Annotated in this window: 21 protein-coding genes; 5 read left to right on the top strand and 16 right to left on the bottom strand. The window is 58.5% G+C overall.

From position 1 onward, the window contains the following. Positions 1 to 20 precede the first annotated feature (20 nt). Complete coding sequence (gene cysS, locus D7241_RS07525) at positions 21 to 1,406, bottom strand: cysteine--tRNA ligase (RefSeq protein ID WP_408100967.1); 1,386 nt, start codon at positions 1,404 to 1,406, stop codon at positions 21 to 23. Continuing rightward, positions 1,406 to 3,076 carry a glutamine--tRNA ligase/YqeY domain fusion protein gene (locus D7241_RS07530; RefSeq protein WP_408100968.1) on the bottom strand — a complete coding sequence of 557 codons (1,671 nt, stop codon included), beginning with the start codon at positions 3,074 to 3,076 and terminating at the stop codon, positions 1,406 to 1,408. Before D7241_RS07530 ends, cysS begins: the two co-directional genes overlap by 1 nt. A 344-nt stretch (positions 3,077 to 3,420) precedes the next feature. On the opposite strand from D7241_RS07530, the gene D7241_RS07535 reads away from it, so the two are divergent. Beyond that, positions 3,421 to 3,915, top strand: a complete 495-nt coding sequence (locus tag D7241_RS07535; protein WP_408100969.1) for a peptidylprolyl isomerase — start codon at positions 3,421 to 3,423, stop codon at positions 3,913 to 3,915. A gap of 5 nt (positions 3,916 to 3,920) precedes the next feature. Next, entirely contained in the window at positions 3,921 to 4,643 is a 723-nt protein-coding gene (lpxH, locus tag D7241_RS07540; RefSeq protein ID WP_408100970.1) for a UDP-2,3-diacylglucosamine diphosphatase, read from the top strand. A gap of 5 nt (positions 4,644 to 4,648) precedes the next feature. On the opposite strand, the gene D7241_RS07545 is transcribed toward lpxH, so the two are convergent. Then, the gene (locus D7241_RS07545; RefSeq protein ID WP_408100971.1) at positions 4,649 to 5,254 is read right to left on the bottom strand and encodes a tRNA-(ms[2]io[6]A)-hydroxylase; all 606 of its coding nucleotides are present in this window, start codon (positions 5,252 to 5,254) and stop codon (positions 4,649 to 4,651) included. A gap of 175 nt (positions 5,255 to 5,429) precedes the next feature. Between D7241_RS07545 and D7241_RS07550 the strand changes: the two genes are divergently transcribed. Beyond that, entirely contained in the window at positions 5,430 to 6,290 is an 861-nt protein-coding gene (locus tag D7241_RS07550; protein ID WP_408100972.1) for a universal stress protein, read from the top strand. A 59-nt stretch (positions 6,291 to 6,349) separates the two neighbouring features. On the opposite strand, the gene D7241_RS07555 is transcribed toward D7241_RS07550, so the two are convergent. Then, complete coding sequence (locus tag D7241_RS07555; RefSeq protein WP_255976312.1) at positions 6,350 to 6,817, bottom strand: DUF1289 domain-containing protein; 468 nt, start codon at positions 6,815 to 6,817, stop codon at positions 6,350 to 6,352. A gap of 403 nt (positions 6,818 to 7,220) precedes the next feature. Between D7241_RS07555 and acnB the strand changes: the two genes are divergently transcribed. Further along, positions 7,221 to 9,830 (top strand): bifunctional aconitate hydratase 2/2-methylisocitrate dehydratase, encoded by a 2,610-nt coding sequence (gene acnB / locus D7241_RS07560; RefSeq protein ID WP_408100973.1) that lies wholly within the window; start codon positions 7,221 to 7,223, stop codon positions 9,828 to 9,830. Positions 9,831 to 10,018: 188 nt separating this feature from the next. Here the strand turns inward: acnB and D7241_RS07565 are convergent, their stop codons facing one another. From D7241_RS07565 to ppsA, 7 genes are all read right to left on the bottom strand, one after another. Then, entirely contained in the window at positions 10,019 to 11,011 is a 993-nt protein-coding gene (locus tag D7241_RS07565) for an OmpA family protein (protein ID WP_408100974.1), read from the bottom strand. A 98-nt stretch (positions 11,012 to 11,109) separates the two neighbouring features. Then, the gene (sigX, locus tag D7241_RS07570; RefSeq protein WP_408101208.1) at positions 11,110 to 11,676 is read right to left on the bottom strand and encodes an RNA polymerase sigma factor SigX; all 567 of its coding nucleotides are present in this window, start codon (positions 11,674 to 11,676) and stop codon (positions 11,110 to 11,112) included. 110 nt (positions 11,677 to 11,786) lie between these two features. Beyond that, positions 11,787 to 12,617 (bottom strand): mechanosensitive ion channel family protein, encoded by an 831-nt coding sequence (locus D7241_RS07575; protein WP_408100975.1) that lies wholly within the window; start codon positions 12,615 to 12,617, stop codon positions 11,787 to 11,789. Positions 12,618 to 12,619: 2 nt separating this feature from the next. Continuing rightward, the gene (locus D7241_RS07580; RefSeq protein ID WP_255976343.1) at positions 12,620 to 12,862 is read right to left on the bottom strand and encodes a CrfX protein; all 243 of its coding nucleotides are present in this window, start codon (positions 12,860 to 12,862) and stop codon (positions 12,620 to 12,622) included. A gap of 55 nt (positions 12,863 to 12,917) precedes the next feature. Then, positions 12,918 to 13,913 carry a zinc transporter ZntB gene (locus tag D7241_RS07585; RefSeq protein ID WP_408100976.1) on the bottom strand — a complete coding sequence of 332 codons (996 nt, stop codon included), beginning with the start codon at positions 13,911 to 13,913 and terminating at the stop codon, positions 12,918 to 12,920. Between the two features lie 63 nt (positions 13,914 to 13,976). Further along, the gene (gene rraA / locus D7241_RS07590; RefSeq protein ID WP_408100977.1) at positions 13,977 to 14,465 is read right to left on the bottom strand and encodes a ribonuclease E activity regulator RraA; all 489 of its coding nucleotides are present in this window, start codon (positions 14,463 to 14,465) and stop codon (positions 13,977 to 13,979) included. A gap of 208 nt (positions 14,466 to 14,673) precedes the next feature. Further along, entirely contained in the window at positions 14,674 to 17,046 is a 2,373-nt protein-coding gene (ppsA, locus tag D7241_RS07595; protein ID WP_408100978.1) for a phosphoenolpyruvate synthase, read from the bottom strand. Positions 17,047 to 17,202: 156 nt separating this feature from the next. On the opposite strand from ppsA, the gene D7241_RS07600 reads away from it, so the two are divergent. Further along, positions 17,203 to 18,021: a pyruvate, water dikinase regulatory protein gene (locus tag D7241_RS07600; RefSeq protein ID WP_255976354.1), complete on the top strand. Its 819-nt coding sequence runs from the start codon at positions 17,203 to 17,205 to the stop codon at positions 18,019 to 18,021. A gap of 294 nt (positions 18,022 to 18,315) precedes the next feature. Here the strand turns inward: D7241_RS07600 and prpF are convergent, their stop codons facing one another. The 5 genes from prpF to D7241_RS07625 all read right to left on the bottom strand — a co-directional run bounded on the left by prpF (position 18,316) and on the right by D7241_RS07625 (position 25,106). Continuing rightward, positions 18,316 to 19,509, bottom strand: a complete 1,194-nt coding sequence (gene prpF / locus D7241_RS07605; protein WP_255976356.1) for a 2-methylaconitate cis-trans isomerase PrpF — start codon at positions 19,507 to 19,509, stop codon at positions 18,316 to 18,318. A 109-nt stretch (positions 19,510 to 19,618) separates the two neighbouring features. Further along, positions 19,619 to 22,216, bottom strand: coding sequence for a Fe/S-dependent 2-methylisocitrate dehydratase AcnD (gene acnD, locus D7241_RS07610; protein WP_408100979.1), 2,598 nt, complete (start codon positions 22,214 to 22,216; stop codon positions 19,619 to 19,621). A gap of 78 nt (positions 22,217 to 22,294) precedes the next feature. After that, positions 22,295 to 23,422, bottom strand: a complete 1,128-nt coding sequence (gene prpC / locus D7241_RS07615; protein ID WP_408100980.1) for a 2-methylcitrate synthase — start codon at positions 23,420 to 23,422, stop codon at positions 22,295 to 22,297. A 77-nt stretch (positions 23,423 to 23,499) separates the two neighbouring features. Beyond that, positions 23,500 to 24,387 carry a methylisocitrate lyase gene (prpB, locus tag D7241_RS07620; protein WP_255976363.1) on the bottom strand — a complete coding sequence of 296 codons (888 nt, stop codon included), beginning with the start codon at positions 24,385 to 24,387 and terminating at the stop codon, positions 23,500 to 23,502. Then, a complete protein-coding gene (locus D7241_RS07625) occupies positions 24,384 to 25,106 on the bottom strand; it encodes a GntR family transcriptional regulator (protein ID WP_408101209.1) in 723 nt (240 codons plus the stop codon). The genes prpB and D7241_RS07625 overlap by 4 nt, the downstream gene beginning before the upstream one ends. Positions 25,107 to 25,227: the final 121 nt, after the last annotated feature.

The following is a 25,227-nucleotide window of genomic DNA, read 5'->3' on the forward strand; positions in this document are numbered from 1 at the left end:
CTGACGGTGGGCTGTGTAACTTATTCGCTTAGACGCCAGGTCGTTCCGCCCTTACCGTCTTCCAGCACAACCCCCATGGCGGTCAGCTGATCGCGAATCCGGTCGGACTCGGCCCAGTTCTTGTCAGCACGCGCTTGTAGACGCGCGGCGATCAGCGTTTCGACCTCGGCTGCATCCACCTTGCCCTCAGCACCAGCTTGCAGGAAGGTGTCGGGGACCATCTGCAACACACCAAGCACTACGGCCAGTTCCTTCAACCGGCCAGCGAGCTCGGCGGCAGCTTGCAGATCCGTGTCGCGCAGACGGTTGATCTCGCGAACCATCTCGAACAGCACAGCACAGGCTTCGGGTGAGTTGAAGTCGTCATCCATGGCAGCGCCAAAGCGTGCCACGAACGTTTCTCCGCCTTTTGCAGATGCTGCCGGCAAGCCCCTGAGCGCTGTATAGAAGCGCTCAAGCGCGCCCTTGGCTTCTTTCAGACTGTCTTCGGAATAGTTGATCGGGCTGCGGTAATGGCTCGACACCAACAGGTAGCGCACCACTTCCGGCTGATATTTTTCCAGCACCTCGCGAATGGTGAAGAAGTTGCCCAGTGACTTGGACATCTTCTCGCCGTCAACGCGCACCGCGCCGGCATGCATCCACGCATTGGCGTACTGCTTGCCGGTCGCCGCTTCGCTCTGGGCGATCTCGTTTTCATGGTGTGGGAATACCAGATCAGGGCCGCCGCCGTGAATATCAAAGGTTTCCCCCAGGCAGCAGGTGGACATTACCGAGCACTCGATGTGCCACCCCGGACGCCCTGCCCCCCAGGGCGACTGCCAGCTCGGTTCGCCGGGCTTTGCGGCTTTCCATAGCACGAAGTCCAGCGGGTCCTCCTTGGCTTCGTCGACCTCAATGCGCGCACCGATCTTGAGATCCTCGATCTTGCGTCGTGATAGCTTGCCGTAACCAACGAACTTGCCGACCCGGTAGTACACGTCTCCGTTACCCGGTGCGTAAGCAAAACCCTTATCGATCAGGGTCTGGATCATGCTGTGCATGCCAGCAATATGCTCGGTGGCGCGCGGCTCGAGATCGGGACGCAGCACATTGAGCCGTGCTTCGTCTTCATGCATCGCAGCGATCATGCGGTCTGTAAGGGCCTCGAACGATTCGCCATTGTCCTGGGCACGACGAATGATCTTGTCGTCGATATCGGTGATGTTGCGCACGTAGGTCAGCTCGTAACCGCGCTGGCGCAACCAACGCGAAACCACATCGAATGCCACCATGACCCGCGCATGCCCAATATGGCAGAAGTCGTAGACCGTCATGCCGCAGACGTACATCCGCACCTGGTTCTGAATCAGCGGCTTGAGTGGCTCCTTGGTCTTGGTCAGCGTGTTGTAGATCGACAACACCATTACTGGCCTCCCCAGGAGTCACGCAGGGTCACGGTACGGTTGAATACCAGCGCATCCGGCCGGCTGTCCTTACGGTCAACGCAGAAATAGCCTTCGCGCTCGAACTGGAAGCGATCTTCGGCTTCAGCGGACGCCAGCGAAGGCTCAGCGCGGCAACCTTTGAGCACGACCAGCGAATCCGGATTTATATTGTCGAGAAAGCTGCCGCCCTGCTCGTCTTTCTCAGGATTGGCCGAGCGGAATAGCCGATCGTACAGGCGCACTTCGCATTCGACGCTTTGCGCTGCCGGCACCCAGTGAATCACGCCCTTGACCTTGCGCCCTTCGGGATTTTTGCCAAGCGTGTCCGGATCATAGGAACAACGCAGTTCGACCACATTGCCCTCGGCATCCTTTATCGCTTCGTCGGCGCGGATCACGTAGCTCCCGCGCAGCCGCACTTCGCCGCCCGGAACCAGGCGCTTGAAGCCGGCCGGCGGGACCTCTTCGTAGTCGCCAGCATCGATATAGATCTCCCGCGAGAACGGCAGCTTGCGCACGCCCATGTCCTGTTTCGGATGACGCGGCAGTTCCAGGTTTTCGACCTGACCTTCCGGATGGTTGGTGATGACGACTTTTAGCGGCTTGAGCACGCACATGGCACGTGGCGCGTTGGCATCGAGGTCCTCGCGAATGGCGAACTCGAGCATGCCCACATCCACGACACCGCCGGCACGGTTCACGCCGATCATGTCGCAGAAAGTGCGGATCGACGCAGGCGTGTAACCGCGGCGGCGATAGCCGCTGAGCGTAGACATGCGTGGATCGTCCCAACCGCTGACATGCTTTTCATCGACCAGTTGCTTGAGCTTGCGCTTGCTGGTGATGGTGTAGTTCAGATTCAGTCGAGCGAATTCATACTGGCGCGGACGTGCCGGGACCGGCAGGTTTTCGAGGAACCACTCGTAGAGCGGACGGTGATCTTCGAATTCCAACGTGCAGATGGAATGGGTCACGCCCTCGATGGCGTCCGACTGGCCGTGTGTGAAGTCGTAGCTCGGATAGATGCACCAGTCGTTACCGGTCTGATGATGATGAGCATGGCGGATGCGGTAGAGAATCGGATCGCGCAGATTCATGTTCGGCGAAGCCATGTCGATCTTTGCACGCAGTGCCTTGGCACCATCCGGGAACTCGCCGGCCTTCATCCGCGAGAAAAGGTCCAGATTTTCTTCAACCGAGCGATCGCGGAACGGGCTGTTGCGACCCGGCTCGGTCAGGCTGCCACGATATTCGCGCGCCTGCTCCGACGTCAGATCACAGACATAGGCCTTGCCGGCCTTGATTAGCTCGACGGCCCAGTCGTGCAGTTGAGCGAAATAATTCGAGGCATAACGCTCCTCGCCGGCCCACTGAAAGCCGAGCCACTGCACGTCACTCTTGATCGCATCGATGTATTCCTGGTCTTCCTTGGCCGGGTTAGTGTCATCGAAGCGCAGGTTGCACTCGCCGCCAAACTCCTTAGCCAGGCCAAAATTCAGGCAGATCGATTTGGCGTGGCCAATGTGCAGATAGCCATTGGGTTCGGGCGGAAAGCGCGTGACGATCTTGGCGTGCTTGCCCGAGTCCAGGTCAGCCTGAACGATCGGGCGGAGAAAATTGGTGGCTGCGGTAGTCTCAGGCTTGCTCATGGTGTCCTTAACGATCTGCGAGTATGCGGCTCAGAGAGTGTTTACAAATGTAGCGAGCGATGGCCAGGCAAGGCGAGATCAGCCGAAAAGCTGAATGTACACGTCGCACATGAGCATCTTGAGGCTGATTTCAACGCGGCCTGGCCGAGCGCAGTAATTTGTAAACACTCTCTCAGGGTAGGCCGGCCAAATCAAAGCGCCTATCATAGCGGACCCGTCAACCCCCTGACAGAGCAAAGCGTCCTGCCGCGCGACGCTCTGCAGCAGGGACGCCCTCTTGATAATTGCGCCGGATGCCCCGTCGCGACGCGATTCTCCCGCTCGTCTCATAAGGAAGGTTTCCAATGATCAAACTCCATACCAATCATGGCGTCATTACCGTCAAGCTGTTCGAAGACAAGGCCCCTGAAAGCGCCGCCAACTTCAAGGAATACGTCAAGAGCGGCCACTACGATGGCACCGTTTTCCATCGTGTAATCAGCAACTTCATGATCCAGGGCGGCGGCTTCGAGCCGGGCATGAAGCAGAAGGCTACCCGCGGCCAGATCAAGAACGAAGCCAACAACGGCCTTTCCAACAAGACCGGCACCTTGGCCATGGCGCGAACCATGGAGCCGCACTCGGCTTCTGCGCAGTTCTTCATCAACGTCAAAGACAATGATTTCCTCGACCACACCGCGCCGACCGTACAGGGCTGGGGCTATGCAGTCTTTGGGGAGGTCGTCGAAGGCATGGACGTGGTCGAGAAGATCAAGGGTGTCTCTACGACCATGAAGTCGGGCCATCAAGACGTTCCGGTGGAAGACGTGATCATCGAGAAAGCTGAAATCGTCGAGTAAGCATCTTGATCCTGCTGATTTCCGATCTGCATCTCGAAGAACAACGCCCGGATATCACCCGGGCGTTTCTTCGTTTCCTTGAGGTTCGCGCTGCGCAGGCCGAGGCGCTCTATATTCTTGGAGATTTCTTCGAGGTCTGGGTCGGCGATGACGGCATGACGCCTTTTCAGCATGAAATCGCCGGAGCGTTACGGGCACTCAGCGAGAGCGGAACTCGTATCTATTTGATGCATGGCAACCGCGACTTCATGATTGGCAAGGCGTTCTGTCGTGAAGCAGGCTGCACGTTATTGGCTGATCCTCACGTGGCGCAGCTCGGCGGCGAGCGCGTATTGCTGATGCACGGCGATAGCCTGTGCACCAGAGACGAAGGCTACATGCGGCTACGCCGCTGGCTGCGCAACCCCCTCAGCCTGTTCATCCTGCACAACCTTTCGCTCGCCAAGCGTCAGCAACTGGCGCAAAAACTTCGCTCGAGCAGCAAGCAAGAAACCCGCATGAAAGCGAGCGACATTGTCGACGTGACGCCGGACGAGGTCGTCCGAATCATGCGGCGTTACAAGGTCCACACCTTGATTCACGGCCACACTCATCGACCCGCAACGCATTCGCTGCAGGTCGATAATCAGCCAGCCACGCGCATCGTGCTTGGCGATTGGGACCGGCAGGGTTGGGCACTGCAGGCTGACGAGTCAGGTTTCCAGCAGGCCGCATTCGAACTGAACTGAACCGATCAGGCGGCACTCGGAACGCCGCTGTGAAAGCGAAATTCGCTATCGGGACTTTCGATCAGCTCGCGCTCCCGCTCACGCACCCGAACGATGGTCGCATCGATATCCGTCGCATCCCCATAGAGATACGCCAGCTTTAAATAGTCCTGAAAATGCCTCGCCTCGGATTTAAGCAGCCCGTAATAGAACTTGCCGAGCTCTTCATCCAGATGCGGGACGAGCATTGCGAAGCGTTCGCACGAGCGCGCCTCAATGAGTGCGCCAGTCACCAGCGTATCGGTGAGTCGGTAGGGCTCATGATTGCGCACCAACTCCCGTAACCCCGCCGCATAGCGGGACGATCCGACGTTGCGCAAGGCAATCTCCCGCTTGCGGATGATCGACAACACCTGCTCGAAGTGCCGTAACTCTTCCCTGGCCAACCGCGACATCTTGTTCTGCAAGTCGGGCTTGTCGATATATCGGAACATCAACTGAAAGGCGGCACCAGCAGCCTTCTTCTCGCAATTACCGTGATCGATGAGCATCACGTCCTGGTTCTGCAGTGCAGCATCGACCCAGGCAGTAGGCGTGGCACAGCCAAGGAAATCGTTTAGTTCGGGGAGCATGGTGAGGTTCTGGTATTAAAGAGATGAATGGCGGCGGCAACGCGGCCCGTTGTCGTCGGCAGCGCATTATACGAAGAGCGTCTGCCACGACCAGAGCTGGTTGGATTTGCGTCACTGGCCAGCGCGAGTGGCTTGTCTATAGTGAAATCATCCGAAACCGGAAACGGAGCCGATCATGCAAGCCACTCGCTGCATTCTCGTGGTAATTGACCCAAAGCTACCCGAAAACCTGGCCCTGAGGCGGGCCCGCTTGATCGCCAGTGTCAGCCAGTCGCGACTGCACCTCCTGATCTGCGACGGCAAACATGATCACAGTGAGTATCTCGGCAGGCTTCGTGTGGAACTGGAGAACCAGGGCCATACCGTCGACACCCATCAGGCTTGGCATGAGAATCATCACCGGACCATCATCACTGTGCAGCAAGCCGAAGGCTGTGGTCTGGTCATCAAGCAACATGTCGCCGACAACCCGTTAAAACGCGCCCTGTTGACCTCGGAAGACTGGAAGCTGCTGCGCTACTGCCCCTGCCCAGTGTTAATGACCAAGACCGAAGCACCCTGGACCGGCGGCAATATCCTCGCCGCGGTCGACGTCGGCAACGCCGATACCGAACATCGCACACTTCACGCCAGCATCATCAGCCATGGCTACGAAATCGCCTCGCTCGCCGAGGGCTGTCTCCACGTTATCAGCGCTCATCCGTCAGCGATGCTTTCAGCTGCGGACCCTGCCTTCCAACTGAAGGAAACCATCGAGGCCCGCTATCGCGATGCCTGCAAACAGTTCCAGGCCGAGTTCGACATTCCAGACAGCCAACTCCATATCGAAGAAGGCCCGGCGGATGCGCTGATTCCTCGCGTCTGCCATCAACTCCAAGCAGTCGTCACTGTGATCGGCACCGTAGCCCGCACTGGTTTCTCCGGTGCACTGATGGGCAATACGGCCGAGGTCGTGTTGGATGCGCTGGAAAGCGACGTCTTAGTACTCAAACCGGACGCTATCATCGAACACCTGGATGAGTTGGCGCGCCGCTAGCCAACCGAGGCGCGCCATGCAGACGTAACCGCGGCCATCCATTCTTCTACAGCCAGAACCTAGTCGGCGGTCTCATTCAGGAACTGCGGAGCGATATAGCGCTGGTAATGCGCCTCTGACAGAAGAAAGAACTCCCGGTCGATGGCGTCGCGAAGCTCAGGTAATGCCCAATCACGAAACTCCGGCAGCAGTACCACGCCGTAGGCCTCAAGCTGCTGGATCACACGGGCACCCCGAGCGATCAACTGGTACGCCCAACAGTACGGCGACTGCTCGACGACGAAGCGGACTTGCCGGCTCTCCAATTGGCGGCGCAACAGATCCGCATCGAAAATTTCCAGCTTGGCAGCCATCACCTGTGCGAGAAGCAGCTCCAGCCGGCGCCAGACGGAGCGCTTGCCCTCCTCGCTATAGGCATTCCAACTCACCACCTCATGGTGGAAACGTTTGCAGCCGCGGCAGACGAGATCACCATAAACGGTTGAGCAGAGACCCACACATGGGGTTTTGATGCGCTGATTGGACATGACGGATGATGGATCGAAGAACAGCGCTGCATCTTAGACTTTTGTCCAAGCCGGGTCACTGAAGAATCCAACTCGCACTCTACTGTTAGCTGTGCATAGCACGCAGTGCGCGGGTTCAGCCGTGCATCACCGCACCTTGCGGATACCGGCGGGCTTCGGTCGCCACGGCGACTCACTTAACTTTACCGGCCCATTCCAGTAGAATCGGCCCGCCGTTTTCGGCGCCACGATCCGTACGAAGCTGTTTTCAAAGCGTCACGAGCACAGTTGAACCGGCATTCGCGGATGCGCAGATCCCTCTACCCTGCGCATCCGGTATCCAAACCCGGCGTAAAACTTTGAAAACAGCTTCCGGATGCGCGTCCCGAGACACCCAAGGGACCACTGATGAGGGTAAATAACTGTGCTTGAAGCCTATCGCAAACACGTAGAAGAGCGTGCCGCCCAGGGCGTCGTGCCCCAGCCGCTGAACGCCGAACAGACCGCAGGCCTGGTCGAACTTCTGAAGAACCCGCCAGCCGGCGAAGAACAATTTCTCCTCGATCTGATCACCAACCGCGTTCCGGCCGGTGTGGATGAAGCTGCCTACGTCAAGGCCGGCTTCCTCGCCGCCATCGCCAAGGGTGAAGCTACCTCTCCGCTGATCAGCAAGCAGCACGCCGTAGAACTGCTGGGCACCATGCAGGGCGGCTACAACATCGTCACGCTGGTCGACCTACTGGACAACCCGGAACTGTCCGACACCACTACTGCGCAACTCAAGCACACCCTGCTGATGTTCGACGCTTTCCACGACGTAGCCGAAAAAGCCAAGGCCGGCAATGCCAACGCCAAGGCGGTAATGCAATCCTGGGCCGAAGGCGAGTGGTTCAAGAACCGCGCACCGGTTGCCGAAAAAGTCACCCTGACCGTCTTCAAGGTCACTGGCGAAACCAACACCGACGACCTGTCTCCAGCGCCTGATGCCTGGTCGCGCCCGGACATCCCGTTGCACGCACTAGCCATGCTGAAAATGGCCCGCGACGGCATCAACCCGGACGTTCCTGGTTCGGTCGGTCCGCTCAAGCAGATGGAAGAACTAAAAGACAAAGGCTTCCCGGTTGCCTACGTCGGCGACGTGGTCGGTACCGGTTCTTCGCGGAAGTCCGCCACCAACTCGGTGCTCTGGTTCTTCGGCGACGACATCCCGAATGTGCCGAACAAGCGCGCCGGTGGTTTCTGCTTTGGCACCAAGATCGCCCCGATCTTCTACAACACCATGGAAGACGCTGGCGCTCTGCCGATCGAGTTCGATTGCTCCGATCTGGCGATGGGCGACGCGATCGACGTTTACCCGTACAAGGGCGAAGTCCGTCGTCATGGCAGCGATGAACTGGTTACTACGTTCGAGTTGAAAACCGACGTTCTGCTCGACGAGGTCCGCGCTGGCGGCCGTATTCCGCTGATCATCGGTCGAGGTCTGACCGAGAAAGCGCGCGCGGAACTGGGCATGGGCCCGTCCGATCTGTTCAAAAAGCCGGAAGCGCCTGCCGAAAGCAATAAGGGCTTCACCCTGGCGCAAAAGATGGTCGGTCGCGCCTGCGGTCTGCCGGAAGGCAAAGGCATCCGTCCGGGCACCTACTGCGAGCCGAAGATGACCACCGTCGGATCCCAGGACACCACTGGCCCGATGACTCGCGACGAGCTGAAAGACCTGGCTTGCCTGGGCTTCTCTGCCGACCTGGTCATGCAGTCTTTCTGTCATACCGCTGCTTACCCGAAGCCGATCGACGTCACCACTCATCACACCCTGCCGGACTTCATCATGACCCGCGGCGGTGTTTCCCTGCGCCCAGGTGACGGCATCATCCACAGCTGGCTGAACCGCATGCTGCTGCCGGATACCGTCGGTACCGGCGGTGACTCGCACACCCGCTTCCCGATGGGCATTTCCTTCCCGGCCGGTTCCGGCCTGGTCGCCTTCGCTGCCGCTACCGGCGTGATGCCACTGGATATGCCGGAATCTGTACTGGTTCGCTTCAAGGGCAAGATGCAGCCTGGCATCACCCTGCGTGACCTGGTCCATGCGATCCCTTACTACGCCATTCAGAAAGGCCTGCTGACCGTCGAGAAGAAAGGCAAGAAGAACATCTTCTCCGGCCGCATTCTCGAAATCGAAGGCCTGAACGAACTGACCGTCGAGCAGGCCTTCGAGTTGTCTGACGCCTCCGCCGAGCGCTCCGCTGCAGGTTGCACCATCAAGCTGCCAGAAGCTGCGATTGCCGAATACCTGCAGTCCAACATTACCCTGCTGCGCTGGATGATCAGCGAAGGTTACGGCGACGCTCGCACCCTGGAGCGCCGCGCTCAAGCGATGGAAGCCTGGCTGGCCAAGCCGGAGCTGCTGGCTGCCGATACTGACGCTGAATACGCTGAAATCATCGAAATCGATCTGTCCGAAGTCACCGAGCCGGTCCTCTGCGCACCGAATGATCCGGACGATGCCCGCCTGCTATCCAGCGTACAGGGCGAGAAGATCGATGAAGTGTTCATCGGTTCTTGCATGACCAACATCGGTCACTTCCGCGCCGCTGGCAAGCTGCTGGACAAGGTCGAAGGTTCGCTGCCGACCCGCCTGTGGCTGTCGCCACCGACCAAGATGGACCAGCATCAGCTGACCGAGGAAGGCTACTACGGTATCTACGGTCGCGCTGGTGCACGCCTGGAAATGCCGGGATGCTCGCTGTGCATGGGTAACCAGGCTCGAGTGGAAACCGGTTCGACGGTGGTCTCCACGTCGACTCGTAACTTCCCCAACCGCCTGGGCGATGCCACCAACGTGTACCTGGCCTCTGCAGAATTGGCAGCGGTCGCTTCGATCCTTGGTCGACTGCCGACTGTCGAGGAGTACATGGTTTACGCAGCGCAAATCGACACCATGGCAGCAGACGTATATCGCTACCTAAGCTTCGATCAGATCGCCGAATTCCGCGAGTCCGCGGCCAAAGCCAAGATCGATGTGGTTGCCGTTTAAGACTGTAACGCTCCAATGAAAAAGCCCTCCTCGGCGGGCTTTTTCTTGTTTCGGGTTCACATCCGACAGTGCAATGCGGCGTCATCGGATCCCAACTTATCTGCTCCAGTGGTGCGCATCGGAATTTCTATATATGCGAGCATGAAAAAGCCCGGCAATGCCGGGCTTTTTCATGACACTGGCACAGATTATTGAACCTGCGCTTCAACCTCAGCTTCTACGCGACGGTTGATTTGACGACCTGCATCGGTGCTGTTGTCAGCAACCGGGCGGGTTTCGCCATAACCGACCGAATCAATACGCTGGTTTTCCACGCCGTACTGATTGACCAACACGTCGCGAACGGCCTGAGCACGACGCTCGGACAGACGCTGGTTGTACTGATCGGTACCCACCGAGTCAGTGTGACCTTCAACGGTGGTGCTGGTCTGCGGGTATTGCTGCATGAAGTCAGCCAGATTCTTGATGTCGCTATAGCTCTCTTCACGAACACGGGCTTTGTCGAAATCGAACTTGACGTCCAACTCAACACGAACCAGTTCTGGTTCCGGCTCTGGCTCGGTATCAACGATCGGAGCCGGTGCTGGCTCAGGAGTCGGCTCGACCTGGGCGACCTGCTGCTGTGCGCCGCCACCGAAGTTCAGACCTACGCCTACGCCTGCCATCCACTCGCTGTCGCCGGCATCGATGTTATGCATGCCGTCAACACTAGCCTTGGCAAAGAAGTTCTCGGTGAAGTAATACTTCAGACCGGCACCAATATTTGCGAACGTGCTGTGATCGCGACCGCTACGTGCAGCCTGGCCGATGCTCTGGTGAGCCATGCCAGCAGAAACGTAAGGACGCAGACCGACGCCCGGCTGGCCGAAGTGGTAGGCCGCATCAAGTGAAGTCAGGCTACCCTTGATGTTCTTGTGACCGCCGCCCGCTACCGGCTCGTCCGATGTGACGTCGTGGTATTCACCATAGGACAGGCCCAGGGAGACATCGTCAGTGAGGAAATAGCTGGCGCCAGCGCCATAGAGCTCGCCTTCGTCTTCGAAGCCACGGGAGCTATCGGAGAAGTAATGCTTACCGAACGCTTCCACCTCTACTGCGCCTTGGCCTTGGGCCAGCGCGCTAACAGAAGTGGCGGCAACCAACGATCCAATTACAACGCCTAAGGTGTTTTTAAGCTTCATCCGTAAATCCCCATCTGGTGGTTAGTATCAGAACAATCTAAGGAAACCGGCTAACTAAGGCCCAAGCTGTTCGCTACCACTATGACAACTTCGAGCAGTTAAGTTTCAGCTATACCGGAAAATTTTTCGCGCAGCTTATCGAGGGCCCGCTTGTAACGCATCTTCGTTGCGCTTAGTCCCATATGCATAATGTCAGCGATCTCTTGGAACTCAAGTTCCGCTACAAATCGCAGCACGAGGATTTCGCGGTCTATCTGATTCACATGCACGAGCCAGCGCTCAAGCCCGGCCTTCTCAGTAACAACCGGACTCTTTTCTTCTGATGCTTCTTCAAGCGGATCCAGGCTCAGCGCATCGAGCAACCGTCGTTTGCGCCGCTCTTTGCGGTATTGGGTAATGCACTCGTTATAAGTAATGCTATATAGCCAGGTTTTGAACTTCGATTTCCCTTCGAAGTTCTTCAACCCGTACAGTACTTTGAGCATCACCTCTTGACATACGTCATCGGCGTCTCGGTCGTTACCCAGATAGCGGGCGCATACATTGAAAAGAGTGCGCTGATATCGCCGCATCAATTCTTCATAGGCACGCGTTATATGAAACAACTCGACATGGGCACGCTGCACCAGCTCTTCGTCAGAAAGCTGGCGTGGGTCATAGCTCATGGTGGGCGGATGGGCTTTAGTCAAGACGCTTCGAACCGGCAATCATGGTCGTGGCCACCGTTCACGGGAACCAGCGAAAAGGGGCGGCGCACTTTAGCAGATTACCGAGCCTAACGGCTGCCGACACGCTGCTCCAGCAGAACTCTATTTGCAATCGAAACCAATTCGCCATCATCGGTAAGCAGCAAGGTTTTCGCTGTTCCGATTTCCTCGATTTCACCACTCAGATCCAAGCCTTCGAGCCTGACGCGCTGCCCCACTTCGTAAAGTTCACGTACATAGATGCCAGCAAGAATCTGGCTGACCAGTTCGCGACTGCCCAAGCCAAGAGCCAGCGCAACGGCGAGCCCGACGGAGATCAGGGCAATAGCGATCACGTAATTGAGCAGCTCGGTCTTTACTTCCAGCTGACCAATAGCGACCGAGATGCTGATGATGATCACAAGCCCTTGGGCCATTCGTCCAAGGCCGCTGGCATACTCAAGGCCTACGCCTTCTGCAGCGCCTCGCACCAGGCCGCTGGCCAGCTGCGCCAACAACACACCGGCGAGCAGGATAAGCGCTGCGCCAAATACCTTCGGCACGTAAAGCGCCAGCATATCGAGGACCGCCGACACCCGTGCCAGCCCAAGGGATTCGGCAGCCGACACGAGGAAAATCAGCAGTACAAACCAGTACACGATCCTGCCGATCAAGGCGGAAACTGGCATACGGATCCCAGCACGACCAAGCAGCTTGGTCACACCCGTACCGGCTACCAGCCGATCGAGACCTACCTTTGCCAGCACTTTTGAGAGCAATGCGTCTAGTAATTTGGCGACCACGAACCCGACCGCCACAACCAGCAACGCACCAAACAAACGTGGAATGAAAGCAGCAATTGGCGCCCAAAGTGCGCTCATTGCACCTATCAGGCTTTGGCTCCAGGGATCGAGTTCCATGATCAGTCAGCCTTATCGAAAGAAGAATTGGGCGAGAGGCGACGCGTTACCGCCGAGGTATGCGGAGTGCGGCTGCTAAGTGCGATCAGTACTGCATGGAGCCAATGGCCCATCAGGCCGAACAGGTCGCCCGCACCAACCTGGCGGTTGGCAGTTTTCAGAACACGGTCCAGACAGGCATCGTCATCCCGTGCCGGCTGCTCATTGAGCATGTTCCGCAGCGACTCTTCAAAGGGATCGCGCATGTTCACCTCGCTAAACTATCTGACCTAGACGGCATGTAGGCGCAGGCAGTCACATTCACACCCATTTCAGGCGCCGGAAAACCCACCACTGAAACCCCGCAACCGCGGCAATCATTGCGCAAGCCAAGGCGAAACCGTACGGATTCTCCGATCCAGGAATGCCACCAACGTTGATTCCAAGCAGTCCGGTAAGAAAGCTCATCGGCAGGAAGAAGCCGGTGATAATGCCAAGCAAGTACATGGTTCTGTTCATGCGTTCACGCATGCGCCGCTCTTCCGCCTCGAGAACCAGGTTGGCCCGTTCACGTACCAATTCCAGCTCTTCGAGATAGCGGATCAGGCGATTGCTCAGCTCATTCCAGTAGTCCGTGTCGTCTTCGACGAACCAGGGCAGCCGATTACGAGTTAATTGACCATATATCTCGCGCTGAGGCAGCAGAAAACGGCGCAGACTTGCGGCTTGCCGGCGCAGCGTAAGCATTTTGTCCTGAGGCGGCGTGTAACGCTCATCGGTTTCGATGCGGTCCTCTTCCGCGTCCAGTTTCTCAGTCAGGACCGCAACCAGATCATCTACTCGATCAGTAAGCGCATCAGCCAGACCGAGCAGTATTTCCGAAGAAGTCTTCGGCCCAACACCAGCCTCCAACTGTTGAATAACCGCCTCGGTGGAGCGCAGCGGACGCAAACGCAGAGTGATGACCCGACGCGCACCGGCGAATACTCTCAACGAGACCATGTCCTCCGGCTCGGCGTCAGGATTGAGGTTAACTCCGCGAAGAAACAGCAGCAGCTCGTCGCCAGGCAACGCAAGCGACCGCGGCCTTGTGTTCTCTTCCAGTAGAACGTCGCAAGCGAAAGCACTTAGTCCGCTGCGCGTGCGTAGCCAGCTCTGAGCGGCGGGCTGGCTACGATCCCAGTGGAGCCAAAGGCTCTCCGCCTCGCTCAGTTCTAGAGCAGCAAGATCGGTATAAGCGATCTGACGCGCCCCGCCGTGCCCATCCAGCACCAAGGCGTGCAGCAACCCTGATTGGGCAGTATCCTCAGACAGCATCTTCGCCTCTTCAAACTGCAAAAAGCCCGGCAAAGCCGGGCTCGGGTAACCGAAAAGCTCGAATCAGCCCGGTATTTCCAGAGATTCAGGCGAAACCACAATGCCATTGTTATCGGCATATATGTATTCACCAGGGCGAAACGTCACGCCACAAAAAGTCACCGGAATATTCAGGTCGCCAACACCGCGCTTATCGGTTTTCATCGGATGGCTGGCAAGCGCCTGGACGCCAAGCTCAGTCTGTGCAATGACATCCACATCACGGATGCAACCGTAGATGACCATTCCTTCCCAGCCATTGCGGGCAGCCTTCTCGGCCAGCATATCGCCCAACAGCGCACGCCGCAGCGATCCGCCACCATCCACCACCAGAACCTTGCCGGCACCCTCTACGTCAACCTGCTCCCTAACCAGCGAGTTGTCCTCGAAGCATTTGATGGTGACGATCTGTCCGCCGAACGAATCGCGGCCGCCAAAATTGCTGAAGATCGGCTCGACAACCTGAACCAGGTCAGGATAGGCATCGCACAGATCAGGGGTGACGTATTGCATAAAAACCTCCTTCTCGCATAACCGTTTCGAACCTCGACGCCAGCCCAGCCACCGTCGCAAACCAACGGACCTCCCGTGAAGGCATCAACTTGAAGCAGTCGGCGCCTGGGACAATCCAGGAACCACAAAGATCGCATGCAGCAAAACATGCGCTCTTCGCTTCAAGGAAAAAGGGGCGGAAAATCCGCCCCTTTTTTTGCCTGCGAGATCAGTCGATCTCGGCATCCGCCAGGAAGAACCAAGTATCCAGAACCGAGTCCGGATTCAACGAAACGCTTTCGATGCCCTGCTCCATCAACCACTTGGCCAGGTCCGGATGATCGGAAGGACCCTGACCGCAAATACCGATGTATTTGCCCGCCTTGTTGCAGGCTTCGATCGCGTTTGCCAGCAGCTTCTTGACCGCCGGATTACGTTCGTCGAACAGGTGCGCGATGATGCCCGAGTCGCGATCCAATCCCAGAGTCAGCTGAGTCATGTCATTGGAGCCGATGGAAAAGCCGTCGAAGAATTCGAGGAACTCGTCAGCCAGCAACGCATTGGACGGCAGCTCGCACATCATGATGATGCGCAGGCCGTTCTCGCCACGCTTGAGGCCGAACTGGCCGAGGATATCGATGACCTGCGACGCCTCGCCCAGGGTGCGCACGAAGGGCACCATCAGCTCGACGTTGGTTAGCCCCATCTCGTCGCGGACCTTGCGCATCGCGCGGCACTCAAGTTCGAAGCAGTCGCGGAAGGATTCACTGATATAGCGCGAAGCGCCGCGGAAGCCGAGCATCGGGTTTTCTTCTTCCGGCTCGTAGAGCTTGCCGCCGATCAGGTTGGCATACTCGTTGGACTTGAAGTCCGACAGCCGCACGATGACCTTTTTCGGCCAGAACGCAGCGGCCAGGGTGCTCACGCCCTCAACCAGCTTCTCGACGTAGAAATCGACTGGATCGCCGTAACCGGCAATGCGCTTCTCGACGCTACCCTTGACGTCGGCTGGCAGCCCATCGAAGTTGAGCAGAGCCTTCGGATGAACCCCGATCATGCGGTTAATGATAAATTCAAGGCGAGCCAGACCGACGCCTTCGTTCGGCAACTGGGCGAAATCAAATGCGCGGTCCGGGTTTCCGACGTTCATCATGATCTTGAACGGCAGCTCAGGCATGGCGTCGATGGAGTTCTGGCGAATATCGAAGCCCAATTCGCCTTCGAAGATCAGGCCGGTGTCGCCTTCGGCGCAGGTGACAGTGACACGCTGGCCATCCTTCAGCAGTTCAGTGGCATTGCCGCAACCCACGACCGCCGGGATGCCCAGCTCACGTGCAATGATCGCCGCGTGGCAGGTACGACCGCCGCGGTTGGTGACGATGGCGCTGGCGCGCTTCATCACCGGCTCCCAGTCCGGATCGGTCATGTCCGACACCAGAACGTCGCCCGGCTGAACCTTGTCCATTTCCGAAACGTCACGAATGATCTTCACCGGGCCCGCGCCTATACGCTGACCAATAGCGCGACCTTCGACCAGCACAGTGCCTTTTTCCTTGAGCAGGTAGCGCTCCATGACGTTGGCGCTGGTGCGACTTTTCACCGTCTCGGGGCGAGCCTGAACGATGTAAAGCTGACCATCATCACCATCCTTGGCCCACTCGATATCCATCGGGCGGCCGTAGTGCTTCTCGATGATCATCGCCTGCTTGGCAAGATTGGCGACTTCGGTGTCGGACAGGCAGAAGCGCATGCGTTCGGCCTGATCGACATCGACGGTCTTGACCGACTTGCCGGCGCTGGCTTCTTCGCCGTAGATCATCTTTATCGCCTTGCTGCCGAGGTTACGACGCAGAATGGCAGGACGACCGGCTTCAAGCGTGTGCTTGTGTACATAGAATTCGTCAGGATTGACCGCACCCTGCACGACAGTTTCGCCGAGGCCGTAGGCGCCGGTGATAAACACGACATCACGGAAGCCGGATTCGGTGTCCAGCGTGAACATCACGCCGGCAGTGCCGGTTTCGGAGCGCACCATACGCTGCACACCGGCGGACAGGGCGACCAGCTTGTGGTCGAAGCCCTGATGCACGCGATAGGCAATGGCACGGTCATTGAACAGTGAGGCGAAAACTTCCTTGGCAGCGCGGATCACGTTGTCCACGCCACGGATATTGAGGAAGGTTTCCTGCTGACCCGCGAAGGAGGCATCCGGCAGGTCTTCGGCGGTTGCCGAAGAGCGAACCGCGACTGCCATTTGTTCATTGCCAGCAGCCATTTCGGCGAATGCGGTACGGATGTCGGCGTCCAGCTTGGGCGGAAATTCAGCCTCCATGACCCAACCGCGAATCTGCGAGCCGGCTTTGGCGAGGGCGTTGACGTCGTCCACGTCCAGCGCATCGAGAAGCGCATGGATTTGCTCGTTGAGACCGCTGAGCTCCATGAAATCACGATAGGCCTGGGCCGTAGTGGCGAAACCACCAGGTACCGAAACACCCGCACCTGCGAGGTTGCTGATCATCTCGCCCAGGGAGGCGTTCTTGCCCCCTACACGCTCAACGTCATGATTGCCGAGCTTATCGAGGGAAACTACGTACTCTACCAAGGTGATCTCTCCACGTTATGTTGGAAACTCGGTTCGTGCCCATCCGCGGCACGTTGGCCTGGCCCTGCGAAATAAGTAACAATGCCCGCCAATCGAGGCTCGGCGAAGGGGTCTACTATAGCTGAGAACCGTTCTTGACTTAAGGTCCCAGACGCAATGAAACGAACTGCATTTTTTATATCCGACGGCACCGGGATCACGGCCGAAACACTCGGCCAAAGCCTGTTGGCGCAGTTCGAAACGATCAATTTCACCAAGCTCACCCGGCCGTATATCGATACGGCCGAAAAAGCGCGGGCAATGGTACAGCAAATCAATAAAGCGGCGGAAAGCGACGGTGCCCGCCCGATCATATTCGATACGCTGGTGAACCAGGAGATTCGCGACATCCTGGCTGAGTCCAATGGCTTCATGATCGACATTTTTTCGTCCTTCCTTGCTCCGCTGGAACATGAACTGATGTCACGCTCCTCCTATTCGGTCGGCAAATCCCATTCGATCAGCCATAACGCCAATTACATGGAGCGAATCGACGCGGTCAACTTCGCCCTGGACAACGATGACGGTGCCCGCACGCACTATTACGACAAGGCAGATCTGATTTTGGTCGGTGTTTCCCGGTGCGGCAAAACGCCCACCTGTCTGTACATGGCGATGCAGTACGGCATCCGGGCAGCCAACTATCCGCTGACCGAAGACGACATGGAGCGCCTGCAGCTTCCGACCGCTCTCAAAACCCACCGCGACAAGCTGTTCGGCCTGACGATCGACCCGGATCGCCTGACCGCCATCCGCAACGAGCGCAAGCCGAACAGTCGTTATGCCAGCTTCGCGCAGTGCGAATTCGAGGTTCGCGAGGTGGAAAATCTCTTCCGCCGCGAGAACATCAACTACATCAACTCCACACATTTCTCGGTGGAAGAGATATCTGCCAAGATTCTTGTCGAGAAAGGCGTCGAGCGCCGACTCAAATAAGTGCCGTTTCGCTAGACAACGGAAAATCCGCTTAGTGCGTAGTGCTATTCACTTTAGGCGGTCCGGCAAAACACCACGGCGTAATGGCCCTGCTTTAGGAATGAGCTTGCTCGCGAAGCTTTGCGTGGCCTGGTTCGCGAGCAAGCTACGGGACAGTGGAATTCGCTTAGACCAGAAAAAACGCCGCAACCCTGCACAGGGTGCGGCGCTCATGGGTGAACGGCATTTCGCTTAGTGCGGACTTTCTGCGTCAGGCCTCTCGTTTTTTAACGCTACCGATTCCGACGTTGGCAATCACAACCCATCACCCGGCACGCGCACCCAACCTTCCATCAGGATCCGCGCGCTCCGGCTCATGCTTGCCTTCAGCACCGTCCATTCACCGTTTACCTGACGAGCTTCAGCACCCACTCGCAAGGTGCCGGACGGATGTCCAAACACCACCGCCGAGCGATCGCCGCCTCCGGCTGCCAGATTGACCAGCGTGCCTGGAATCGAGGCCGCGGTTCCGATGGCGACTGCGGCAGTGCCCATCATCGCGTGGTGCAGCTTGCCCATTGAAAGCGCGCGCACCAGCAGGTCGATGTCAGAGGCGCTCACGGCTTTGCCACTGGATGAAACGTAGTTGGTTGGCTTGGCGACAAAAGCCACTTTTGGCGTGTGCTGACGTTTAGCGGCTTCATCGAGCGTCGCGATCAAGCCCATGCGCAGTGCCCCATGGGCACGGATGACCTCGAACATGGCCAGCGTCTTGGGGTCCCCGTTGATAGCATCCTGCAGTTCCGTGCCGGCGAAGCCGATGTCCTCAGCGTTGATAAAAACGGTCGGAATACCCGCATTGATCATGGTGGCCTTCAGGACACCAACGCCCGGCACGTCCAGGTCATCGACCAGATTTCCCGTGGGAAACATCGAACCGCCGCCCTCGCCTTCGCCTTCATCGGCGGGATCGATGAATTCCAGCACGATTTCAGCGGCTGGAAAGGTCACGCCGTCCAACTCGAAATCGCCGGTCTCCTGCACCTCGCCTTTGCTGACCGGCACGTGAGCGATGATGGTCTTGCCGATATTGGCCTGCCAGATGCGCACGGCGCAGACACCGTCCCGGGGAATTCGATCCGGCTCGACCAGCCCCGCATGTAGCGCGAACGCGCCGGCAGCTGTGGAGAGATTTCCGCAGTTGCCACTCCAGTCGACAAAGGCACTGTCGATCGACACCTGGCCATAGAGGTATTCGACGTCGTGTTCAGGGCGCTCACTCTTGGACAGAATGACGCATTTGCTGGTGCTGGACGTGGCGCCGCCCATCCCATCGGTGTGCTTGCCGTAGGGATCGGGACTGCCAATGACGCGCATAAACAGCTTGTCACGCGCCTCGCCCGGCACTTGCGCAGCGGGCGGGAGATCCTGCAGGCGGAAGAACACGCCTTTGCTGGTGCCGCCGCGCATATAGGTAGCCGGAATTTTCAGTTGCGGTGCATGAGCCATGAAGACCTTCCTCATCAAATGCTGTGGCCTACTGGCCACAGCACGGATTCAACATCATAGCGAGGCGACGCTGCTGCCTTGAGCGCAGCAGTGCCGCCTAGCGACGCCCTCAGGATTGGTTGAGGAAATCCTTCGCGAAGCGCTGCAATACGCCGCCCGCCTCGTAAATCGATACCTCTTCGCCAGTGTCGAGGCGGCAAGTCACGGGCACTTCAAGTCGCTCGCCGTTCTTGCGCGTAATCACCAATGTCAGCGTGGCGCGCGGCGTCCACTCACCGAGCACGTCATAGGTTTCGCTACCGTCGATACCCAGCGTCAGGCGTGTGGTTCCCGGCTTGAATTCGAGCGGTAGCACGCCCATGCCAACCAGGTTGGTGCGATGGATGCGCTCGAAGCCTTCGGCCACGATCGCCTCCACACCCGCCAGCCGAACGCCTTTAGCCGCCCAGTCCCGGGACGAACCCTGGCCGTAATCGGCACCGGCGATGATGATCAGCGGCTGCTTGCGGCTCATGTAGGTTTCGATGGCTTCCCACATGCGCATCACCTTGCCTTCCGGCTCGACGCGGGTCAGCGATCCTTTCTTCACCTGGCCGTCGATCACGGCCATCTCGTTGACCAGCTGCGGGTTGGCGAAGGTGGCACGCTGCGCGGTCAGGTGATCGCCACGGTGTGTGGCATAGGAGTTGAAGTCTTCCTCTGGCAGGCCCATTTTCGCCAGGTATTCGCCGGCAGCGCTGTCCAGCAGAATCGCGTTGGAAGGCGAAAGGTGATCAGTCGTGATGTTGTCCGGCAGAACCGCCAGAGGACGCATTCCCTTGAGCGAACGCTCACCTGCCAGCGCACCTTCCCAGTACGGCGGACGGCGGATGTAGGTAGACGTTGGCCGCCAGTCATAAAGCGGACTCTCGGCCTCGACCACGGTGCCCAGATCGAACATCGGAATATAGATCTGCTTGAACTGCTCCGGCTTCACCGACGCGGCAACGATGCGATCGATCTCTTCGTCGCTCGGCCACAGGTCTTTCAAGGTCACGGGATTGCCGGCCGAATCATAACCGAGCACATCCTGCTCGATATCGAAACGAACGGTCCCGGCGATCGCGTAGGCGACCACCAGGGGCGGTGACGCCAGGAACGCCTGCTTGGCGTACGGATGGATGCGACCATCGAAGTTGCGGTTACCGGACAGCACCGCCGTGGCGTACAGGTCTCGGTCGATGATTTCCCGCTGAATCTTCGGATCCAGCGCTCCGGACATACCGTTACAGGTGGTGCAAGCGTAGGCGACGATGCCGAAGCCGAGCTTTTCCAGTTCCGGCAGCAGGCCCGCATCTTCCAGGTACAGCTTGGCAACCTTGGAGCCAGGCGCGAACGACGTCTTGACCCAGGGTTTGCGCGCCAGGCCCAGCTCATTGGCCTTTTTCGCCAGCAGGCCAGCAGCAACCACATTTCGCGGGTTGGATGTATTGGTGCAGCTGGTGATGGCGGCGATGATCACCGCACCGTCTGGCATCAGGCCCTGCGCCTCTTCGGCCAATGCCTTGTCCAGGTCAGTCGCGATGCCGCGCTCGTGCAGCGCTGAGGTCGGCAGGCGGCGATGCGGATTGGACGGCCCGGCCATCGTGCGCACAACACTCGACAAATCGAACTCGAGCACGCGTTCGTATTCGGCATCGACCAGCGCATCGGCCCACAAGCCGGTGGTCTTGGCGTAGTTTTCCACCAAGGCAACTTGCTCCGGTTCGCGACCGGTCAACTTCAAGTAATCGATGGTCTGCTCATCGATGTAGAACATCGAGGCCGTTGCACCATATTCCGGGCACATGTTGGAAATGGTCGCGCGGTCGCCGATGGTCAGACTGGCCGCACCGTCACCGAAGAACTCCACGTAAGCGCCGACCACACGTTCCTTGCGCAGGAACTCGGTCAAGGCCAGGACGATATCGGTCGCCGTGATCCCGGGCTGACGCCTGCCGGTCAGCTTGACACCGACGATGTCGGGCAGCCGCATCATCGAGGCGCGGCCGAGCATCACCGTTTCGGCTTCCAGACCGCCAACGCCAATGGCTATGACGCCGAGGGCATCGACATGTGGCGTATGACTGTCGGTGCCGACGCAGGTATCCGGGAAGGCGATGCCGCCACGGGCCTGAATGACTGGCGACATCTTCTCGAGATTGATCTGATGCATGATGCCGTTGCCGGCCGGGATCACATCGACGTTCTTGAATGCGGTCTTGGTCCACTCGATGAAGTGGAAGCGGTCTTCGTTACGACGTTCTTCGACCGCACGGTTCTTCTCGAACGCATCCGGGTCGAAGCCGGCAAATTCCACAGCCAGGGAATGGTCGACGATCAGCTGGGTCGGCACCACCGGATTGACCTTGGACGGATCGCCGCCTTGCTCGGCAATGGCATCGCGCAGACCCGCCAGATCCACCAGCGCCGTCTGCCCGAGAATGTCGTGGCAGACTACGCGCGCTGGATACCAGGGGAAATCGAGGTCGCGCTTTCGCTCGATGATCTGTTTCAGCGAGTCGGTCAGCATGGCGGGGTCGCAGCGACGAACCAGCTGCTCGGCCAGTACGCGCGAAGTGTAGGGCAGCTTGACGTAAGCGCCCGGCTGGATTGCCTCGACCGCTTCGCGAGTATCGAAGTAGTCCAGCTGGGTGCCGGGCAAGGGTTTGCGATGTTCAGTATTCATGCCGGAAGGACTCAATCCAGTAAATGTTCGGTGGAGAGGTTCGGAGGCCGGCGTCGCGCCCCCCTCCTCTTTTTTCGATCAGCGCTCGGCGATGGGTACGACCTTGCGCTGTTCCGGCCCGACGTAGTCGGCACTCGGACGGATGATGCGGTTATTGGCGCGCTGCTCGATAACGTGGGAGGCCCAGCCAGTGACCCGTGAACAAACGAAGATCGGTGTGAACAGCTTGGTCGGGATGCCCATGAAGTGGTACGCGGAGGCGTGATAGAAGTCGGCGTTGGGGAAGAGCTTCTTCTGCGCCCACATGGTTTCGTCGACGGCGACCGACACCGGGTAGAGAACGGTGTCACCCACTTCGTCGGCCAGTTTCTTCGCCCAGACCTTGATGACTTCGTTGCGCGGGTCGGACTCTTTATAGATCGCGTGACCGAAGCCCATGATCTTGTCCTTGCGCTCGAGCATGCCAAGAATGCCCTGCACTGCCGATTCCGGCGAATCCCACTGCTGGATCATTTCCATTGCCGCTTCGTTAGCGCCGCCATGTAGCGGGCCGCGCAGCGAACCGATCGCCCCGGTAACGCAGGAATACATGTCCGACAGCGTCGAAGCACAGACGCGAGCGGTGAAGGTCGAGGCGTTGAACTCATGCTCGGCGTATAGAATCAGCGAAACGTTCATCACCTTGACGTGCAGGTCGCTCGGCTTCTTGCCGTGCAGCAGGGCCAGGAAATGCCCACCCAAGGTGTCTTCGTCACTGCTGCACTCGATCCGCGTCTGCTCATGAGTGAAGCGATACCAGTAGCACATGATCGCCGGAAACGCGGCCATCAATCGCTCGGCAACATCGCGCTGCTGCTCGAATGAATGCTCGGGCTCCAGCGTACCGAGCAACGAGGCGCCGGTACGCATGACATCCATCGGATGGGCGTCGGCCGGAATACGCTCCAACACTTCCTTCAGCGCAGTCGGAAGATCGCGCATGGTTTTCAGCCGTGCTTTGTAATCGGCCAGTTGCTGCGCCGTTGGCAACTCACCATAAAACAGCAGGTGGGCCACCTCTTCGAATTCGGCTTGAGCGGCCAGCTCCCGCACATCGTAGCCACGGTAAGTCAGGCCCGCCCCGGTCTTGCCAACCGTGCACAACGCTGTTTGCCCGGCAACCTGGCCACGCAGGCCGGCGCCATTCAATACTTTTGCTTCAGCCATTGCTCTCTCCTTATTGGATTTGTTCTGGATACTGCAAAGTCGCTCATTAGTAAGCTGTCAGGCTGCCCGCTCGCGCTTCAGCTTTTTTTCTGGGCAAACAGCGCGTCGAGGCTTTGCTCGAATGCGTGATAGTTGATGCGTTCGTACAGCTCCATGCGGGTCTGCATGGTGTCGACGACATTCTTCTGCGTACCGTCGCGGCGGATGGCGGTGTAGACATTCTCTGCCGCCTTGTTCATCGCGCGGAACGCCGACAGCGGATACAGCACCAGCGAAACGTCGGCGCCGGCCAATTCCTCGGTTGTGTACAGCGGCGTCGAGCCGAACTCGGTGATGTTGGCCAAAATCGGCGCCTTCACCTTTTCAGCGAACAGCTTGTACATCGACAATTCAGTAATAGCCTCCGGGAACACCATGTCGGCACCCGCCTCGATGCAGGCCTGGGCGCGCTCCAGCGCTGACTCCAAACCCTCAACCGCCAACGCATCGGTACGCGCCATGATCACAAAGCTGTCATCGGTACGTGCATCGACTGCCGCCTTGATCCGATCGACCATCTCCTGCTGCGAGACGATCTCCTTGTTGGGGCGATGACCGCAGCGCTTGGCGCCCACTTGGTCTTCGATGTGAATCGCCGCTGCACCGAACTTGATCATCGACTTGACGGTACGCGCCACGTTGAACGCAGACGAACCGAAGCCAGTATCGACATCCACCAACAGTGGCAGATCGCAGACATCGGTAATGCGGCGCACGTCTGTGAGCACATCATCCAGCCCGCTGATGCCGAGATCAGGCAAACCAAGCGAACCGGCTGCGACGCCGCCTCCTGACAAGTAAATCGCCTTGAAACCGGCACGCTTGGCCAGCAGCGCATGGTTGGCATTAATCGCGCCGACCACCTGCAGGGGTTGCTCGCTGGCCACTGCATCACGGAAACGCTGGCCGGGGGTAGGAAGTGTCATGCCTCACCTCTTGTTTGTGGTGTCTGTTCCTGAGCGGCCTGATAGTGGCGCTCGATGTTGCGCTTGGATGCACAGATGTGACGACGCATCAGCAGCTCGGCCAATTCACCGTCGCGGTCGGCGATCGCGTCGAGGATCCGATGGTGTTCGGCGAACGCCTGACGCGGGCGATTCGGTGTCGCTGAAAACTGGATGCGGTACATGCGCACGAGCTGATAAAGCTCGCCGCACAACATCTGGGTCAGGGTTCGATTGCCGCTGCCCTGGATGATCCGGTAATGGAAATCGAAGTCGCCTTCCTGCTGGTAGTAACCGACCCCAGCCTGAAACGCCTCGTCGCGCTCGTGGGTATCCAGCACCCGACGCAGCTCCCCGATCTCGGCCTCGCTCATACGCTCGGCGGCGAGCCGGCAGGCCATGCCTTCCAGCGATTCGCGAATCTCGTAGAGTTCGATCAGCTCGGCGTGATCAAGCGACACCACGCGAGCGCCAACATGCGGCACGCGCACGAGCAGCCTCTGCCCTTCGAGTCGATGTATCGCCTCGCGCAATGGGCCGCGACTGATGCCGTAAGTACGCGCTAGCTCGGGTTCCGAAATTTTGCTGCCAGGGGCGATCTCGCCTTTGACGATGGCAGCCTGAATCAGCCGAAAAACGTGCTCCGAGAGCGTTCCATTGTCGACTTGAGCAGGAGACGAGATATCTAAGCTATCGAGCATCATTGTTGACACTTCTAGTGGAAGTTCTCGAAATTTACGCCTAAAACACTTGGACCGTCAATTATACGAAGGTAGATTGTCGACAGTTAGAAAGCGGCACTTGATTGCCAACGGAGGCAAG

Origin of the sequence: Stutzerimonas sp. VN223-3 (genome assembly GCF_045999685.1) — a bacterium.
Lineage (GTDB): Bacteria > Pseudomonadota > Gammaproteobacteria > Pseudomonadales > Pseudomonadaceae > Stutzerimonas > Stutzerimonas stutzeri_AR.